Origin of the sequence: Streptomyces sp. NPDC047022 (assembly GCF_040644155.1) — a bacterium.
In the GTDB taxonomy this organism is placed as follows: domain Bacteria; phylum Actinomycetota; class Actinomycetes; order Streptomycetales; family Streptomycetaceae; genus Streptomyces.
This window is the reverse complement of the sequence record NZ_JBEYVV010000001.1, coordinates 255,787-272,459: the sequence shown is the minus strand read 5'-3', so window position 1 is coordinate 272,459 and position 16,673 is coordinate 255,787. Positions and strand designations below refer to the sequence as shown.

The window sequence follows — 16,673 nt, the reverse complement described above, 5'->3', positions numbered from 1 at the left end:
TTTCGGTGCATGTCGTACTCGCCGGTGGGGGGACCGCCGGCCACATCGAGCCCGCGCTCGCCCTCGCGGACGCCCTGCGCAGGCAGGACCCGACCGTGGGGATCACGGCCCTGGGCACGGAGCGCGGCCTGGAGACCCGCCTGGTACCCGAGCGGGGCTATGAACTCGCGCTGATCCCGGCAGTCCCCCTGCCGCGCAAGCCCACGCCCGAGCTGATCACGGTCCCCGGGCGGCTGCGCGGCACGATCAAGGCGGCCGAGCAGATCCTGGAGCGCACCAAGGCGGACGCCGTCGTCGGCTTCGGCGGCTATGTCGCCCTGCCCGGCTACCTCGCCGCCAAGCGCCTCGGCGTGCCCATCATCATCCACGAGGCCAACGCCCGCCCGGGCCTGGCCAACAAGATCGGTTCGCGGTACGCGGCCCAGGTCGCCGTATCCACCCCGGACAGCAAGCTGCGCGGAGCCCGCTACATCGGCATCCCGCTGCGCCGCTCCATCGCCACCCTGGACCGCGCTGCCATGCGCCCGCAGGCCCGCGCCGCGTTCGGCCTCGACCCGAACCTGCCCACGCTGCTGGTCTCCGGAGGCTCGCAGGGCGCCCGCCGGCTCAACGAGGTCGTCCAGCAGGTCGCCCCCTACCTCCAGCAGTGCGGCATCCAGATCCTGCACGCCGTGGGCCCCAAGAACGAACTGCCGCGGGTGCAGCAGATGCCGGGAATGCCGCCGTACATCCCGGTACCGTACGTGGACCGGATGGACCTCGCGTACGCCGCGGCCGACATGATGCTCTGCCGTGCGGGCGCGATGACCGTCGCCGAGCTCTCCGCCGTCGGGCTTCCCGCCGCGTACGTCCCGCTGCCCATCGGCAACGGCGAACAGCGACTGAACGCCCAGCCGGTGGTCAAGGCCGGCGGCGGACTGCTGGTCGACGACGCCGAACTCACGCCCGAGTGGGTCCAGCAGAACGTCCTCACCGTGCTCGCCGACCCGCACCGGCTGTACGAGATGTCCCGTGCCGCCGGTGAGTTCGGCCGCCGGGACGCCGACGACCTGCTCGTCGGCATGGTGTACGAGGCGATCGCCTCGCGCCGGCACCAGTAACGCACAAGGGAAGGCAGGGAGCGTGGCCGGACCCACCACCGCCGAGCGCGGCAAACGGCAGGGGCCGGTGTCCGGTCCGCCCCGGCCGCCCCGACTCGGGCGGCTGTCCCGTTCCCGTAGGCTCATCATCTCTTCTGCCGTGGTGGCGTTGCTGGTCGGCGGCACCATCTGGCTGCTGTACGGCTCCTCCTGGCTGCGGGTGCGGCACATCTCGGTCTCGGGCACGCGTGTGCTGACCCCGGCGCAGGTGCGGGAGGCGGCCGGCATCACCCCGGGCACACCCCTGGTCTCCCTCGACACCGGAGCGATCGAGGCGCGTTTGCGCCAAAAGCTGCCGCGCATCGACTCCGTGTCCGCCGTCCGCTCCTGGCCCCATGGCATCGGGCTGAAAGTGACCGAGCGTGCACCGGTCCTGGTCCTTGGGAACGGCGGAAAGTTCGACGAAGTGGACAGGAGCGGCGTACGGTTCGCGACGGTCACGAAACCGCCCAAGGGCGTTCCCGAAGCGGAACTGACGGCGGGCAGGCCGGACGCACGCCTGCGATTCGGCACCGAGCGGCTGCTGCGTGCCGCGGCCCAGGTCACCCAGGATCTTCCCGCCGCCGTCACCCGCGACCTGAGGAGGGTCAAGGTCGGCTCCTACGACTCCATCTCGCTGGAATTGGGCCATGGCCGGACCGTGCTGTGGGGCAGCGAGGAGAAGGGCCGGGTCAAGGCCGTCACGCTCACCGCGCTGATGAAAGCGGCGCCGCGCGCCCGGCACTTCGACGTGAGTGTCCCCAGCGCCCCTGCGTCAGCGGGGAGTTGACGCTCATCGATGCAGGCCAGCACCCTGGTTTAGCGGCGCTACGGCTGATCACATAGGGTGAAAAGAAAAACGGGAGGTTCGGCGTGTTCGTTGAACGTGCGCCACTTGTCGACTTAGTGTCCTGTTCGGAAGAGTCCAGGGAACAGTCACACTGGTAACCCTAAACTTCAGGGTTAGGGTTCGGGTCGGCGTTCGGACCGTCCCAATCGGCATCTGCCTTCGGGGCGCGGGGCACCCGCGGAACGAGGGCAACGTAATTCGAGGCGAGAGGCCTTCGACGTGGCAGCACCGCAGAACTACCTCGCAGTCATCAAGGTCATCGGTGTCGGCGGCGGTGGTGTCAATGCCATCAACCGGATGATCGAGGTCGGTCTCAAGGGTGTCGAGTTCATCGCCATCAACACCGACGCGCAGGCTCTGTTGATGAGCGACGCCGACGTCAAGCTTGACGTCGGCCGTGAACTCACCCGCGGACTCGGTGCCGGAGCCAACCCGGCCGTCGGCCGCAAGGCGGCCGAGGACCACCGCGAGGAGATCGAGGAGGTCCTCAAGGGGGCCGACATGGTCTTCGTGACGGCCGGTGAAGGAGGCGGCACAGGCACCGGCGGCGCGCCCGTCGTGGCCAACATCGCGCGCTCGCTCGGCGCCCTCACCATCGGCGTGGTCACGCGCCCGTTCACCTTCGAGGGACGGCGCCGCGCGAACCAGGCCGAGGACGGCATCGCCGAGCTGCGCGAAGAGGTCGACACCCTCATCGTCATCCCGAACGACCGGCTGCTGTCCATCTCGGACCGCCAGGTCTCCGTCCTCGACGCCTTCAAGTCGGCGGACCAGGTCCTGCTCTCCGGTGTCCAGGGCATCACCGACCTGATCACCACCCCCGGTCTCATCAACCTCGACTTCGCCGACGTCAAGTCCGTGATGTCCGAGGCCGGTTCGGCCCTCATGGGCATCGGCTCGGCCCGTGGCGACGACCGTGCGGTGGCCGCGGCCGAGATGGCGATCTCCTCCCCGCTGCTAGAGGCGTCCATCGATGGCGCCCGCGGGGTTCTGCTGTCCATCTCCGGCGGCTCCGACCTCGGCCTCTTCGAGATCAACGAGGCCGCCCAGCTGGTGAGCGAGGCCGCGCACCCCGAGGCGAACATCATCTTCGGCGCCGTGATCGACGACGCCCTCGGCGACGAGGTACGGGTCACCGTGATCGCCGCCGGGTTCGACGGCGGCCAGCCCCCGGCCAAGCGGGAGAACGTGCTCGGCTCGTCCTCCGCGCGGCGCGAGGAGCCGACGCCGGCCCGTCCCGCCGTCGAGAGCCGTCCGTCCTTCGGCTCGCTCGGCAGCGTCACGCCGAAGGAGGCGGCCCCCGAGCCGGCCCCCGAGCCGGTGAGCGAGCTTCCGGTCGCCCCGCCGATCCCGCCGTCGCGCACCTACTCGGACAGCGCGGCCGAGGAGCTGGACGTACCGGACTTCCTGAAGTGATAGGACAGCGCTACACCGTGAGCGGCGCGCACTTCGCCTTCACCGACCGGTGGGGCGGGGTGAGCGCCGCTCCGTACGAGGAGCTCAATCTCGGAGGCGCGGTCGGTGACGACCCCGCCGCCGTGCGCGCCAATCGCGAGAGCGCCGCGAAGTCGCTCGGTCTCGACCCGGCCCTGGTGGTCTGGATGAAGCAGGTGCACGGCGCGGACGTGGCGGTCGTTGACGAGCCCTGGGGTGAAAACCCGGTGCCACCCGTTGACGCCGTCGTCACGGCACGGCGCGGTCTCGCGCTCGCCGTGCTCACCGCCGACTGCGCACCCGTCCTGCTCGCCGATCCGGTCGCCGGTGTCGCGGCGGCGGCGCACGCCGGCCGGCCCGGAATGGTCGCCGGGGTCGTTCCCGCAGCCGTACGCGCGATGGTGGAGCTGGGCGCCGAGCCGTCCCGGATCGTCGCCCGCACGGGACCCGCGGTCTGCGGCCGGTGCTACGAGGTGCCGGAGGCGATGCGCGCCGAGGTGGCCGCCGTCGAGCCGGCGGCGCACTCCGAGACCAGCTGGGGCACTCCCGCGGTCGATGTGACCGCCGGAGTGCACGCGCAGCTCGACCGGCTCGGGGTACGCGACCAGGCGCGGTCCCCGGTGTGCACGCTGGAATCGGGCGATCACTTCTCCTACCGCCGCGACCGCATCACCGGTCGGCTCGCCGGCTATGTCTGGCTGGACTGATGGGGCATGACGGAACGTAAGGACGAAATCGCCGCGAATCTCGCGAAGGTCGAGCGCCGGATCGCGGACGCGTGTGCGGCGGCGGGGCGTGCGCGGGAAGAGGTGACCCTCATCGTGGTCACCAAGACCTATCCGGCGAGCGATGTCCGCATCCTGTCGCAACTCGGCGTCCGCCATGTCGCGGAGAACCGCGACCAGGACGCGGCACCCAAGGCGGCGGCCTGCTCGGATCTGCCCCTTGCATGGCATTTTGTCGGTCAGTTGCAGACCAACAAGGTGCGATCCGTGGTCGGTTACGCGGATGTCGTGCAGTCCGTCGACCGCGACAGGCTCGTCGTGGCTCTTTCGAGGGAAGCCGAGCGGGCCGGACGTGAGGTGGGGTGCCTGCTCCAGGTCGCCTTCGACGCGGGCGCGGGCGGCCGGGGGGAGCGCGGGGGTATGGCACCCGGAGGAATCGAAGAGTTGGGCGATCTCGTCGCGGGCTCGCCGGGGCTGAGGCTGGACGGTCTGATGACCGTGGCGCCGCTCACCGGGGAGTACGCCGGTCGTCAACAGGCGGCGTTCGAGCGGTTGATGGATTTGTCGACCGACCTGCGCCGAGCCCATCCGGCTGCAACCATGGTTTCAGCAGGAATGAGTGCGGACCTCGAGGAGGCCGTGGCGGCCGGGGCGACACATGTGCGCGTCGGTACGGCGGTACTCGGAGTCCGCCCCAGGCTCGGGTAACGTCGCCAGGAAGTCGGACCACAGCAGAAAATATGGTCATTACCGCTGATCGGCGGCATAACGACCTCGTGGATCGCGGGCACTTGGCAGTCGTCACCCGATCCACCACAGAGCGGAGGACTCAGAGCATGGCCGGCGCGATGCGCAAGATGGCGGTCTACCTCGGCCTCGTGGAGGACGATGGGTACGACGGCAGGGGATTCGACCCCGACGACGACTTCGAGCCCGAACTCGACCCGGAGCCGGAGCGCGATCACAGGCGGCATGAGCCGTCCCATCAGTCCCAAGGGGCACTTCAGTCCCAAAGGGATGAATCGGTACGCATGGTGCAGCCGCCGGCGCAGCGCGATCCAGCGGCCCAATCTGCTTCGCTCCCCGCGGAATCCGGGCGTCCGGCTCGCATCGCCCCCGTGTCATCCATCACACAAGAACGCCAGAGCCTGGAGAAGAACGCGCCGGTGATCATGCCCAAGGTCGTGTCCGAACGAGAGCCGTACAGGATCACCACGCTTCACCCCCGGACCTACAACGAGGCCCGTACCATCGGGGAACACTTCCGTGAGGGCACGCCGGTGATCATGAATCTCACTGAGATGGACGACACAGATGCGAAGCGACTTGTCGACTTTGCGGCCGGTTTGGTGTTTGGTCTTCACGGCAGCATCGAGCGGGTGACGCAGAAGGTGTTCCTGTTGTCGCCTGCTAACGTCGATGTCACGGCGGAGGACAAGGCCCGCATCGCAGAGGGCGGGTTCTTCAACCAGAGCTGAGACGCACCACCGGAGAGAGCGCGGAAACAGGGGAGAGGGAAGCACGGATCATGGGCGTGTTCCTGGAGGTTGTCTACATCGTGCTGATGTGCTTCCTCGTCGTGCTGATTTTCCGGTTGGTCATGGACTATGTGTTCCAGTTCGCCCGCTCATGGCAACCCGGCAAGGCGATGGTGGTCGTTCTGGAGGCCACCTACACTGTCACCGATCCACCGCTGAAGCTTCTGCGGCGGTTCATCCCGCCGCTGCGTCTCGGGGGCGTGGCGCTCGACCTGTCCTTCTTCGTCCTGATGATCATCGTCTACATCCTGATCAACATCGTGGGAAGCCTCGCGAGGTGACTGTGGACGATACGGTCTTGCCGACTGCCGATGACTACGTTGAGGTGAAGAGATGCCGTTGACCCCCGAGGACGTGCGGAACAAGCAGTTCACGACCGTCCGCCTCCGAGAAGGCTATGACGAGGACGAGGTCGATGCCTTCCTCGACGAGGTCGAAGCCGAACTGACCAGGCTGCTCCGGGAGAACGAGGACCTGCGCGCCAAGCTGGCCGCCGCCACTCGTGCCGCGGCGCAGAACCAGCAGAACATGCGGAAGCCTCCGGAGCCGCAGGACCAGCCCGGGGGCATGCGAGGTCCGGGCGCGCCTGTGCCCGCCGGGATATCGGGCCCGCCGCAGCAGCAGATGGGTGGCCCCATGGGTGGTCCGCCCCAGCTGCCTAGCGGTGCACCGCAGCTGCCTGCCGGTCCCAGCGGTGGGCAGGGCGGTCCGCAGGGTCCCGGCCCGATGGGTCAGGGTCCGATGGGTCAGGGTCCGATGGGTCAGGGTCCGATGGGTCAGGGTCCGATGGGTCAGGGTCCGATGGGTCAGGGTCCGATGGGTCAGGGCCCCATGGGTCAGGGTCCGATGGGCCAGGGCCCCATGGGTCAGGGTCCGGGTCCGATGCAGCAGCAGATGGGCGGCCCCATGGGCGGTCCGATGGGCGGCCCCATGGGCGGTCCCGGCATGCCTGGCCAAGGCCCCGGCGGCGACAGCGCCGCGCGTGTCCTCTCGCTGGCCCAGCAGACCGCCGACCAGGCGATCGCCGAGGCCCGTTCCGAGGCCAACAAGATCGTCGGCGAGGCCCGCAGCCGCGCCGAGGGTCTGGAGCGCGACGCCCGGGCCAAGGCCGACGCCCTGGAGCGGGACGCGCAGGAGAAGCACCGTGTCGCGATGGGCTCCCTGGAGTCCGCCCGCGCCACGCTGGAGCGCAAGGTCGAAGACCTGCGCGGCTTCGAGCGCGAGTACCGCACGCGGCTGAAGTCGTACCTGGAGTCGCAGCTGCGCCAGCTGGAGACCCAGGCCGATGACTCGCTGGCCCCGCCGCGCACCCAGGCCACGGCGTCCCTGCCGTCGCCGTCGGCGCCGTCGATGGCTCCCGCGGGTGCGAGCGCCCCGTCGTACGGCGGCAACCAGACGATGGGTGGTCCGCCTCCCTCTGCTCCGTCCTACGGCGGTCAGCAGCAGATGTCCCCGGCCATGACCCAGCCGATGGCGCCGGTACGCCCGCAGGGCCCGTCGCCGATGGGCCAGGCGCCCTCGCCGATGCGCGGGTTCCTCATCGATGAGGACGACAACTGACGGCGGTCAAAGCGGCGTAGCCGTCGGCACTCTCAGGGCGGGGCCCCGGACTTCGGTCCGGGGCCCCGCCCTTTTGCTACGCGCGTTCGCGTGCACTGCCGTGCGTGTCGCGGGTGGCTGCTGCGCATGTTCGGGGCAGGGAGCGGCTGTGCGTACGTACGCAACGCCGAAGGCCCGGGCCCGCCAAGATTTTTCCGGCGGGCCAGGGCCTTCGGCGTGTGCCTTACGCCTTGCGCAGGCGGAACGTGAGGGACAGGCCCTCGTCGGTGAACGGCTCTCCGTACGTGTCATCGGCCTCGCCCTGGGCGAAGTCGGTGGCGAGGACCTCCTCGGCGATGAGTCCGGCGTGCTCGGCCAGGGCCGTGATCACCGTGGCCTCGGTCGCCGTCCAGCGCAGGGCGATGCGGTCGGCGACGTCCAGGCCGCTGTTCTTGCGGGCTTCCTGGATCAGGCGGATCGCGTCACGGGCGAGGCCCGCCTGCCGCAGTTCCTCGGTGATCTCCAGGTCGAGGGCGACCGTGGCGCCGGAGTCGGAGGCGACCGACCAGCCCTCGCGCGGGGTCTCCGTGATGATCACCTCGTCGGGCGCGAGAGCGATCGTCTCACCGTCGACCTGCACCGAGGCCGAGCCCTCGCGCAGGGCCAGGGACAGCGCGGCGGCGTCGGCGTTCGCGACGGCCTTCGCCACGTCCTGGACGCGCTTGCCGAACCGCTTGCCCAAAGCGCGGAAGTTGGCCTTCGCGCTCGTGTCGACCAGCGAGCCGCCGACCTCGGAGAGGGAGGCGATCGCCTCGACGTTCAGCTCCTCGGTGATCTGCGCGTGCAGCTCCCGGTCCAGGGTCTCGAAACCGGCCGCCGCGACCAGGGCGCGTGACAGCGGCTGGCGGGTCTTGACGCCCGACTCGGCACGCGTGGCACGGCCCAGCTCCACCAGGCGGCGCACCAGGACCATCTGCCGGGACAGCTCCGGGTCGATCGCGGAGGTGTCGGCCTCCGGCCACGACGCCAGGTGCACCGACTCGGGGGCGCCCGGGGTGACCGGCACGACCAGGTCCTGCCACACCCGCTCGGTGATGAACGGGGTGATCGGGGCCATCAGCTTGGTGACGGTCTCCAGGACCTCGTGCAGGGTGCGCAGCGCGGCCTTGTCGCCCTGCCAGAAGCGGCGGCGTGAACGGCGTACGTACCAGTTGGACAGGTCGTCGACGAAGGCGGACAGGAGCTTGCCGGCGCGCTGGGTGTCATAGGCCTCCATGGCCTGCGTGACCTGGTCGGTGAGCGAGTGCAGCTCCGACAGCAGCCAGCGGTCCAGGACCGGACGGTCGGCCGGGGCCGGGTCGGCCTGGCTGGGTGCCCATTGGGAGGTGCGGGCGTACAGGGCCTGGAACGCGACGGTGTTCCAGTACGTCAGCAGGGTCTTGCGGACGACTTCCTGGATGGTGCCGTGGCCCACGCGGCGGGCCGCCCAGGGGGAGCCGCCCGCGGCCATGAACCAGCGCACCGCGTCCGCGCCGTGCTGGTCCATGAGCGGGATCGGCTGCAGGATGTTGCCCAGGTGCTTGGACATCTTGCGGCCGTCCTCCGCCAGGATGTGGCCCAGGCACACGACGTTCTCGTACGATGACTTGTCGAAGACCAGGGTGCCGACGGCCATCAGCGTGTAGAACCAGCCGCGGGTCTGGTCGATGGCCTCGGAGATGAACTGCGCCGGGTAGCGGGACTCGAACAGTTCCTTGTTCTTGTAGGGGTAGCCCCACTGCGCGAACGGCATCGACCCGGAGTCGTACCAGGCGTCGATGACCTCCGGCACACGCGTGGACAGCTTGCCGCAGCCCTCGTGGGGGCAGGCGAAGGTGACCTCGTCGATGAACGGGCGGTGCGGGTCGAGCTCCGACTGGTCCGTGCCGGTCAGTGCGGACAGCTCGGCACGGGAGCCGACGCAGGTGAGGTGATCGTCCTCGCAGCGCCAGACGGGCAGCGGAGTGCCCCAGTAGCGGCTGCGCGACAGCGCCCAGTCGACGTTGTTGTTCAGCCAGTCGCCGAACCGGCCGTGCTTGACCGTCCCGGGGAACCAGTTCGTCTTCTCGTTCTCCTCGAGCAGACGGTCCTTGACGGCCGTGGTGCGGATGTACCAGGACGGCTGCGCGTAGTACAGCAGCGCGGTGTGACAGCGCCAGCAGTGCGGATAGCTGTGCTCGTACGGGATGTGCTTGAACAGCAGGCCCCGCTGCTGGAGGTCCTCGGTGAGCTGTTCGTCGGCCTTCTTGAAGAAGACGCCACCGACCAGCGGGACGTCCTCGGCGAAGGTGCCGTCGGGGCGCACGGGGTTGACCACGGGCAGGCCGTAGGCGCGGCACACCTTGAGGTCGTCCTCACCGAAGGCGGGGGACTGGTGGACCAGACCCGTACCGTCCTCGGTGGTGACGTACTCCGCGTTGACGACGTAGTGCGCCTCGGCCGGGAACTCGACCAGCTCGAAGGGGCGCTGGTACGTCCAGCGCTCCATCTCGGCGCCGGTGAAGGTCTGCCCCGTGCTCTCCCAGCCCTCGCCGAGCGCCTTGCCCACGAGCGGCTCGGCGACGACGAGCTTCTCCTCGCCGTCGGTCGCGACCACATAGGTGACCTCGGGGTGGGCGGCGACGGCGGTGTTGGAGACCAGCGTCCAGGGGGTGGTCGTCCACACGAGCAGCGCGGCCTCGCCCGCCAGCGGACCGGAGGTGAGCGGGAAGCGGACGTACACGGACGGGTCGACGACCGTCTCGTAGCCCTGCGCCAGCTCGTGGTCCGACAGACCCGTGCCGCAGCGCGGGCACCAGGGGGCGACGCGGTGGTCCTGGACCAGCAGGCCCTTGCTGAAGATCTCCTTGAGGGACCACCAGACCGACTCCACGTACTCCGGGTCCATGGTCCGGTACGCGTCGTCCAGGTCGACCCAGTAGCCCATACGGGTCGTCAGCTCGGCGAAGGCGTCCGTGTGCCGGGTCACGGACTCGCGGCACTTGGCGTTGAACGCGGCGATGCCGTACGCCTCGATGTCCTTCTTGCCGCTGAAGCCGAGCTCCTTCTCGACCGCCAGCTCCACGGGCAGGCCGTGGCAGTCCCAGCCGGCCTTGCGCCCCACGTGGTAGCCGCGCATCGTGCGGAAGCGCGGGAAGACGTCCTTGAAGACGCGGGCTTCGATGTGGTGGGCGCCGGGCATGCCGTTGGCGGTGGGCGGGCCCTCGTAGAACACCCACTCGGGGCGGCCCTCGGACTGCTCCAGGCTCTTGGCAAAGATCTTCTGCTCGCGCCAGAAGTCGAGCACGGCGTGCTCAAGGGCGGGCAGGTCGACCTGGGCGGGCACCTGGCGGTACGTCGTCATCGATCTTCCTCCGGCGGATGTGCTGCCTTCCGTCGGAGGGACGAGAGCCGGGGAATGCGTGCATTCCCCGCACGCCATGTGCGGCGCGCTCCCGCGGTACCACCCTCCTTGGCTCCCCGGTGCGCTGTGGGCGCCGGTGAACCCCCTCATTGAGATCGCGATGCCGGTTCTACCGGCCCTGGGCGGACCGTGGGTGAAAAACTCGCGGTCCAGGGCTTTCTTCCGGCGGCTCAGGGGTGATGTTCACGTCGCGCTCGCCCCCGGGCTTCCACCGTCCCCGGGTCGCTCATGGCTGCGTACGGCGCTACTCGTCCCCATCCACGCTGTTCGCTCCGCCCAGTGTACGGCGCCGCACGGACAGCGGCCGACCGAAATTCCACCGTCCGGGGCCGCGGGTTTCCGGGGGCTGGGGCGACCCGAACGGCGTGACGCGCCGTCCGTGTTCCAGGAGGACGCGTCCGGCGGATTACCGGTCGGAGAGCTGGGCACAACGGTTGCAGGCTTGCCATGCCGGACGCGCGGGGCGGGCGAACTGCTGGCGTGCCCAGTTGCCGCGGGCCGGAAGTCGATTTATCGTCCCAGCACCGATTCGCGTGCAAGATCACAATATGTGAAGGGGCCGCGGCCATGGTGGCGAAGAAGACCGCCGTACAGCAGTCGGCGTCCGGCAGACCCACGGATGCGGCTGCCCTGGGCGGTGCTGTGGCCGGGGACGCGCGGGGCAGGAAGAACAACCGCCCGGGACTGGGGAGCCGGGCGGCCGGTCTGGTGAAGATGCTGGGCGCGGTGGGAAGGAGCACGGTGGCCGCGCATGCGACGCCCGTCGACGGAACCTCGCGGGCCGATGGGAAGGCCAGGGGCGGTCGCCTGCGGGCGACGGCCGGGGACTCGGCCGCGGAGCCGGTCACGGCGAGGGCCGCGTCGGGGACGCGTTCGTCGGCGAAGGCGGCCAAGGAGCCGGGAGGCGCCGGGCGGCCGGCTGCCAAGGAGCCGACCGGGAAACGGGCGGCAGCCAAGAAGACGGCAGCCAAGAAGACGACGGCGAAGAAGTCCCCCGCCAAGGAGGCGCCGGTGGCCGCCGGCACCGTCGCGAAGAAGGTGGCAGCGGTGAAGGGGCCCGTCGCGAAGAAGGCGGCAGCGGTGAAGGGGCCCGTCGCGAAGAAGGCGGCAGCGGTGAAGAAGACCGTCGCCGAGAAGGCCACGGCGAAGAAGACCGTCGCCGAGAAGACCACGGCGAAGAAAACCGTCGCCGAGAAGACCACGGCGAAGGAGACCGCCGCCAAGAAGACCACGGCAAAGGGGCCCGTCGTCAGGAGTGCCACCGCGAAGCGGTCCGTCCCGGCCGGCGCCGCTGCGGAGAAGGCCGGTACCGAGAAGACAGCAAGCAAGAAGACGGCGGCCAAGAAGGCGGCGGTCAGCAAGACGGCGGCCGAGAAAACGGCGGTCAGGAAACCGGCGAGCAAGAAGACGTCCGCCGAGACGACAGCCCCTGCCAAGGCCACCTCCTCGAAGAGCACCTCCTCGAAGGGCACCGCCCCGAAAAGCACCGCCCCTAAGGGCGGGACCACAAGAAGCACCCCCACACAGAGTGCGGCCAAGAAGAGCACGGCCAACAAGGCGGGCGCGGGAAGGGCCGCGAAGCAGACGGGAGCCACGACGGTGGTTGCGAAGAAGACCCCTGGCACGGCCACGGCAACGAAGGACCCCAGCGCGGTTACCCCGGGGAGGGGCGTCGCGGCTGAGCCCGGCGAACTGGCGGTGCGCCCCGGCGAGGACCCGTGGACCCTTGAGGAGGTGGCCGGCGCGCGCGCGGAGCTGGAGTCCGAGGCGCTGCGTCTGCGCGGTGAGATCGACGCGTCCGAGCAGGCGCTGGTCGGCCTGATGCGCGACTCAGGGGACGGCGCCGGCGACGACCAGGCGGACACCGGGACCAAGAACATCACGCGTGAGCACGAGATGGCACTCGCCGCCAACGCCCAGGAGATGCTCGATCAGACCCGGCGCGCCCTGGACCGCCTGGACACCGGCACCTACGGACTGTGCGAGAGCTGCGGCAACCCCATCGGGAAGGCCCGCATGCAGGCGTTTCCCCGTGCCACGTTGTGCGTGGAGTGCAAACAGAAGCAGGAACGCCACTGATGGTCCCGGTCCGGACACCGGTCCTGAACAGTCGGCGATGCCGGGTGATGTCGTACTCTCGTCCTCAGTCAGGGCATCTACGTTGAAGGACTCACGTGGCAGAGGCGGAGCGCATCATCGGTACGCCGGACATCCCAGACGCGTCGGGGGCCGGGCCTGACCAGTCCGGCGGCCAGGCCCCGGACGAGGGCGCTCGCGCGGCAGAGGCTGGGTCCGGGACCGCTGAGATCCCCAGGGGCAGGCGCCGGATCGCGGTGCTGTTCGCGGTCGCTGCCTTCGCGTACGCCCTCGACCTGGTCAGCAAGCTGATCGTGGTCGCCAAGCTGGAGCACCACACGCCGGTGAGGATCATCGGGGACTGGCTGAAGCTGGAGGCGATCCGCAACCCCGGCGCGGCCTTCAGCTTCGGCGAGGCATTCACCGTGATCTTCACCGCGATCGCGGTCATCGTGATCGTGGTGATCGCCCGGCTGGCCCGCAAGCTCTACAGCCTTCCCTGGGCCATCGCGCTCGGTCTGCTGCTCGGCGGTGCCCTGGGGAACCTCACCGACCGCATCTTCCGCTCCCCGGGCGTGTTCAAGGGTGCGGTCGTCGACTTCATCGCGCCCAAGGACTTCGCCGTCTTCAACCTCGCCGACTCGGCGATCGTCTGCGGCGGCATCCTGATCGTGCTGCTGTCCTTCCGGGGCCTCGACCCGGACGGAACGGTCCACAAGGGCTGAGCGCCCGGCCGGGGTCGTACGGGGCTCTCGTACGGTGCTGTCTCACCCGTCCGGCATACTCGACGGGTGAGCACGCTTCCCGAGATCCGTACCCTGCCCGTGCCCGACGGCTTGGAGGGCGAGCGCGTAGACGCCGCCATCTCCCGCATGTTCGGCTTCTCCCGCACGAAGGCGGCCGAGCTGGCCGCGGCGGGCAAGGTGCTGGTCGACGGCATGGTGGTCGGCAAGTCCGAGCGGGTTCGCGGCGGTGCCTGGCTCGAGGTCGAGATGCCGCAGGCGCCCGCCCCGGTACAGGTGGTCGCCGAGCCGGTCGAGGGCATGGAGATCGTCCACGATGACGACGACGTGGTCGTGATCGTCAAGCCGATCGGTGTCGCCGCGCATCCTTCGCCCGGCTGGACGGGCCCGACCGTGATCGGCGGTCTCGCCGCCGCCGGCTACCGCATCTCGACCTCCGGCGCCTCCGAGCGCCAGGGCATCGTGCACCGCCTCGACGTGGGCACCTCGGGCCTGATGGTGGTGGCCAAGTCGGAGCACGCGTACACCTCGCTCAAGCGCCAGTTCAAGGAGCGCACGGTGGACAAGCGCTACCACACGCTGGTGCAGGGCCACCCCGATCCGACCAGCGGCACCATCGACGCGCCCATCGGCCGTCACCCCAACCACGACTACAAGTGGGCGGTCATCGCCGACGGCAAGCCCTCGGTGACGCACTACGACCTGATCGAGGCCTTCCGCTCGGCCTCCCTGCTGGACGTCAAGCTGGAGACCGGACGCACCCACCAGATCCGCGTCCACATGGCCGCCCACCGGCACCCCTGCGTCGGTGACCTGACGTACGGCGCCGACCCGACGATCGCGAAGCGGCTCGGGCTGACCCGCCAGTGGCTGCACGCCGTCCGGCTCGGCTTCGAGCACCCCGGGGACGGGCAGTGGGTGGAGTTCGCCAGCGACTACCCCGCCGACCTTCAGAAGGCACTGGACAAGGTGCGCGAGGAGAGCTGGGCGTGACCGCCGTGTACACGGTGCGGATCGCCGAGGACCCCGCCGACCGCGAGGCGTGCTTCGCGGTCCGCAAGGAGGTCTTCGTCCATGAGCAGGGCGTCCCCGAGGGCATCGAGTACGACGCCTACGACGGGGGCGCCGTGCACGTGCTGGCCGTCCGGCACGACGGCGCCCCGCTGGGCACGGGCCGGCTGCTGACGGGTGAGCCTGCCGTGGCGAAGAACGGAGGCGATCCCTGCGTCGGCTCCCTGGGCAGGCTCGCGGTGACGCGTCAGGCGCGCGGCCTCGGTGTGGGCGCGGCGCTGGTGCGGGCGATCGAGGAGGCCGCACGCGAGCGTGGGCTGTCGGCGGTCGATCTGCACGCGCAGACGCACGCGCTCGGGTTCTACGAGCGCCTCGGGTACGAGGTCTACGGGCCCGAGTTCCCCGACGCCGGAATCCCGCACCGCGCGATGCGACGCCCTCTCTAGTGCCGCGGCAGTAGCCGGAGGCTGCTGAGGCGCTTGCCGGAGCAGCCTCCGGCCGAGGGCAGCCAGGGCCGGGCCGAGGGCGCCTGGAAGCTCCAGGGACGGACATCATGGCAGGCTGGGGGTCTGCTCGAAGGACGTCGATCTTCCCGGAGCGCTGCCGTGGATCAGTTGGCCCTGTTGCTCCTGCTGCTGCTCGGAGCCGTGGTGAGCGTCCCGGTCGGCGACCGTCTGGGGCTTCCGGCGCCGGTGCTGATGACGCTGGTCGGGATCGTGCTGGCCCTGCTCGACTTCGTGCCGAACGTGAACATCCCGCCCGAGCTGATCCTGCCCGGGCTGCTGCCGCCCCTGCTGTACGCGGCGGTGCGCCGGACCTCATGGCGGCAGTTCGCCGCCAACAAGCGGCCGATCTTCCTGCTGGCGGTCGCGCTGGTGTTCATCACCACCGTGTGCGTGGCCGTCGTGGCCCATACGATCGTGCCGGGACTGCCGGTCGCCGCGGCGGTCGTGCTCGGCGCCCTGGTCGCCCCGCCCGATCCGGTCGCGGCGACCGCCGTCGCGGGACAGCTCGGACTGCCCCGCCGGCTGGTGTCGATCCTGGAGGGCGAGGGTCTGTTCAACGACATCACGGCGATCGTCCTGTACCACGTCGCCATCGCCGCCGTGGTCAGCGGAACGTTCTCGCTGCCGCGCGCCTCGCTCGAACTGGTGCTCTCCGCCCTCGTCGCCCTGGCCATCGGGCTCGCGCTCGGCTGGATCTCCATCAGGCTGCTGAGCATGCTCGGCGACGCGACCCTGCAAGTGGGACTCACGCTCCTGGTGCCGTACGCCTCCTACGTCCTGGCCGAGGAACTGCACGGCTCGGGAGTGCTCGCCGTGCTCGTCACCGCTCTGTACCTGGCGGAGGCGAAGGACCCGGACGACGTGCTGATGCGGCTGGCCGGGCACACGTTCTGGGACGTGGTCGACACCCTCGTCACGGGTGTCGCCTTCGGTCTGATCGGGCTCGAACTGCACCAGGCGATCCGTACCGCGGTCGGCCGGTGGCACGAGATGCTCGGCTGGGCCGCCGCGATCGTGGCCGTCGTGATCCTCGTACGTCTGGTGTACCTGCTGCCCGCGACCTGGCTCACCAAGCAGCTGCACGCCCTGCGGGACTACGACGAGGAGATCCCCATGTCATGGCGGGAGACCGTCGTGATGTGGTGGTCGGGCATGCGGGGCGTGGCATCGGTGGCGCTGGTCCTCGCCATCCCGCTGAATACGGCGAACGGGTCACCGTTCCCCGACCGGAACGAGATCGTCTTCATCGCCTTCGGGGTGATCATGGCGACGCTCGTGCTCCAGGGGCTCACCCTGCCCTGGCTGGTGAAGCGGCTGGGGGTGCGGGCCGACGCGGAGATCGGCGCGGCGTTCGAGCGGGAGCTGGCGATCCGCGCGACCAGGGCGGCGAAACGGCGGCTGAAGGAGATCGAGGACGTCGAGGAACTCCCCCAGGAACTGTCCGAGCAACTGGCGCGCGGGGCCTCGGACATCGGCGCCCGCATCAGTCCCGACCTCGGGGACGAGGAGCGGCGCGAGGCGTACGAGCAGCGCGCCAGGCGCCTGAAGCGGCTGCGCCGGATCCAGGGCGAGATGCTCAGCGCGGCGCGGCACGAGGTGCTGGCGGCGCGCAGCGAGCCGGGCGCGGACCCGGAGGTCGTCGACCGCGTGCTGCGCCATCTCGATGTACGCAGTCTGCGCTGACGGCCGCC

14 protein-coding genes are annotated in these 16,673 nt (G+C 70.0%); 13 read left to right on the top strand and 1 reads right to left on the bottom strand.

Annotated features, from left to right (window positions below; all coding sequences use genetic code 11):
- Positions 1-5: 5 nt before the first annotated feature.
- The 8 genes from murG to ABZ845_RS01200 all read left to right on the top strand — a co-directional run bounded on the left by murG (position 6) and on the right by ABZ845_RS01200 (position 7,225).
- Positions 6-1,100, top strand: a complete 1,095-nt coding sequence (gene murG, locus ABZ845_RS01235; protein WP_360971586.1) for an undecaprenyldiphospho-muramoylpentapeptide beta-N-acetylglucosaminyltransferase — start codon at positions 6-8, stop codon at positions 1,098-1,100.
- Positions 1,101-1,122: 22 nt separating this feature from the next.
- On the top strand, positions 1,123-1,908 hold the full coding sequence (locus tag ABZ845_RS01230; RefSeq protein ID WP_360971583.1) for an FtsQ-type POTRA domain-containing protein: 786 nt from the start codon (positions 1,123-1,125) through the stop codon (positions 1,906-1,908).
- A 279-nt stretch (positions 1,909-2,187) separates the two neighbouring features.
- On the top strand, positions 2,188-3,384 hold the full coding sequence (gene ftsZ, locus ABZ845_RS01225) for a cell division protein FtsZ (protein WP_360971580.1): 1,197 nt from the start codon (positions 2,188-2,190) through the stop codon (positions 3,382-3,384).
- Positions 3,381-4,109, top strand: a complete 729-nt coding sequence (gene pgeF, locus ABZ845_RS01220) for a peptidoglycan editing factor PgeF (protein ID WP_360971577.1) — start codon at positions 3,381-3,383, stop codon at positions 4,107-4,109. The genes ftsZ and pgeF overlap by 4 nt, the downstream gene beginning before the upstream one ends.
- Before the next feature lie 6 nt (positions 4,110-4,115).
- Complete coding sequence (locus tag ABZ845_RS01215) at positions 4,116-4,835, top strand: YggS family pyridoxal phosphate-dependent enzyme (protein ID WP_360971574.1); 720 nt, start codon at positions 4,116-4,118, stop codon at positions 4,833-4,835.
- A 128-nt stretch (positions 4,836-4,963) separates the two neighbouring features.
- The gene (gene sepF / locus ABZ845_RS01210) at positions 4,964-5,605 is read left to right on the top strand and encodes a cell division protein SepF (RefSeq protein ID WP_360971571.1); all 642 of its coding nucleotides are present in this window, start codon (positions 4,964-4,966) and stop codon (positions 5,603-5,605) included.
- Between the two features lie 50 nt (positions 5,606-5,655).
- Positions 5,656-5,946: a YggT family protein gene (locus tag ABZ845_RS01205; protein WP_360971568.1), complete on the top strand. Its 291-nt coding sequence runs from the start codon at positions 5,656-5,658 to the stop codon at positions 5,944-5,946.
- A gap of 52 nt (positions 5,947-5,998) precedes the next feature.
- The gene (locus ABZ845_RS01200; RefSeq protein ID WP_360971565.1) at positions 5,999-7,225 is read left to right on the top strand and encodes a DivIVA domain-containing protein; all 1,227 of its coding nucleotides are present in this window, start codon (positions 5,999-6,001) and stop codon (positions 7,223-7,225) included.
- 223 nt (positions 7,226-7,448) lie between these two features.
- Here the strand turns inward: ABZ845_RS01200 and ileS are convergent, their stop codons facing one another.
- Positions 7,449-10,586, bottom strand: coding sequence for an isoleucine--tRNA ligase (ileS, locus tag ABZ845_RS01195; protein ID WP_360971562.1), 3,138 nt, complete (start codon positions 10,584-10,586; stop codon positions 7,449-7,451).
- A 627-nt stretch (positions 10,587-11,213) separates the two neighbouring features.
- Between ileS and ABZ845_RS01190 the strand changes: the two genes are divergently transcribed.
- The 5 genes from ABZ845_RS01190 (at position 11,214) to ABZ845_RS01170 (ending at position 16,665) form a co-directional block, all read left to right on the top strand.
- Positions 11,214-12,725, top strand: coding sequence for a histone H1-like repetitive region-containing protein (locus ABZ845_RS01190; RefSeq protein ID WP_360971559.1), 1,512 nt, complete (start codon positions 11,214-11,216; stop codon positions 12,723-12,725).
- 95 nt (positions 12,726-12,820) lie between these two features.
- Entirely contained in the window at positions 12,821-13,447 is a 627-nt protein-coding gene (gene lspA / locus ABZ845_RS01185) for a signal peptidase II (RefSeq protein WP_360971556.1), read from the top strand.
- A 66-nt stretch (positions 13,448-13,513) separates the two neighbouring features.
- Positions 13,514-14,458 (top strand): RluA family pseudouridine synthase, encoded by a 945-nt coding sequence (locus ABZ845_RS01180; protein ID WP_360971553.1) that lies wholly within the window; start codon positions 13,514-13,516, stop codon positions 14,456-14,458.
- A complete protein-coding gene (locus ABZ845_RS01175; protein WP_360971551.1) occupies positions 14,455-14,922 on the top strand; it encodes a GNAT family N-acetyltransferase in 468 nt (155 codons plus the stop codon). The genes ABZ845_RS01180 and ABZ845_RS01175 overlap by 4 nt, the downstream gene beginning before the upstream one ends.
- 159 nt (positions 14,923-15,081) lie before the next feature.
- Complete coding sequence (locus ABZ845_RS01170; RefSeq protein ID WP_360971548.1) at positions 15,082-16,665, top strand: Na+/H+ antiporter; 1,584 nt, start codon at positions 15,082-15,084, stop codon at positions 16,663-16,665.
- Positions 16,666-16,673: the final 8 nt, after the last annotated feature.

Bases quoted from the DNA above. Each gene is read 5' to 3' on its own strand.
- ABZ845_RS01215 (WP_360971574.1), top strand. From the start codon at position 4,116: ATGACGGAACGTAAGGACGAAATCGCCGCGAATCTCGCGAAGGTCGAG.
- sepF (WP_360971571.1), top strand. From the start codon at position 4,964: ATGGCCGGCGCGATGCGCAAGATGGCGGTCTACCTCGGCCTCGTGGAG.
- ABZ845_RS01205 (WP_360971568.1), top strand. From the start codon at position 5,656: ATGGGCGTGTTCCTGGAGGTTGTCTACATCGTGCTGATGTGCTTCCTC.
- ABZ845_RS01200 (WP_360971565.1), top strand. From the start codon at position 5,999: ATGCCGTTGACCCCCGAGGACGTGCGGAACAAGCAGTTCACGACCGTC.
- ileS (WP_360971562.1), bottom strand. From the start codon at position 10,586: ATGACGACGTACCGCCAGGTGCCCGCCCAGGTCGACCTGCCCGCCCTT.
- ABZ845_RS01190 (WP_360971559.1), top strand. From the start codon at position 11,214: ATGGTGGCGAAGAAGACCGCCGTACAGCAGTCGGCGTCCGGCAGACCC.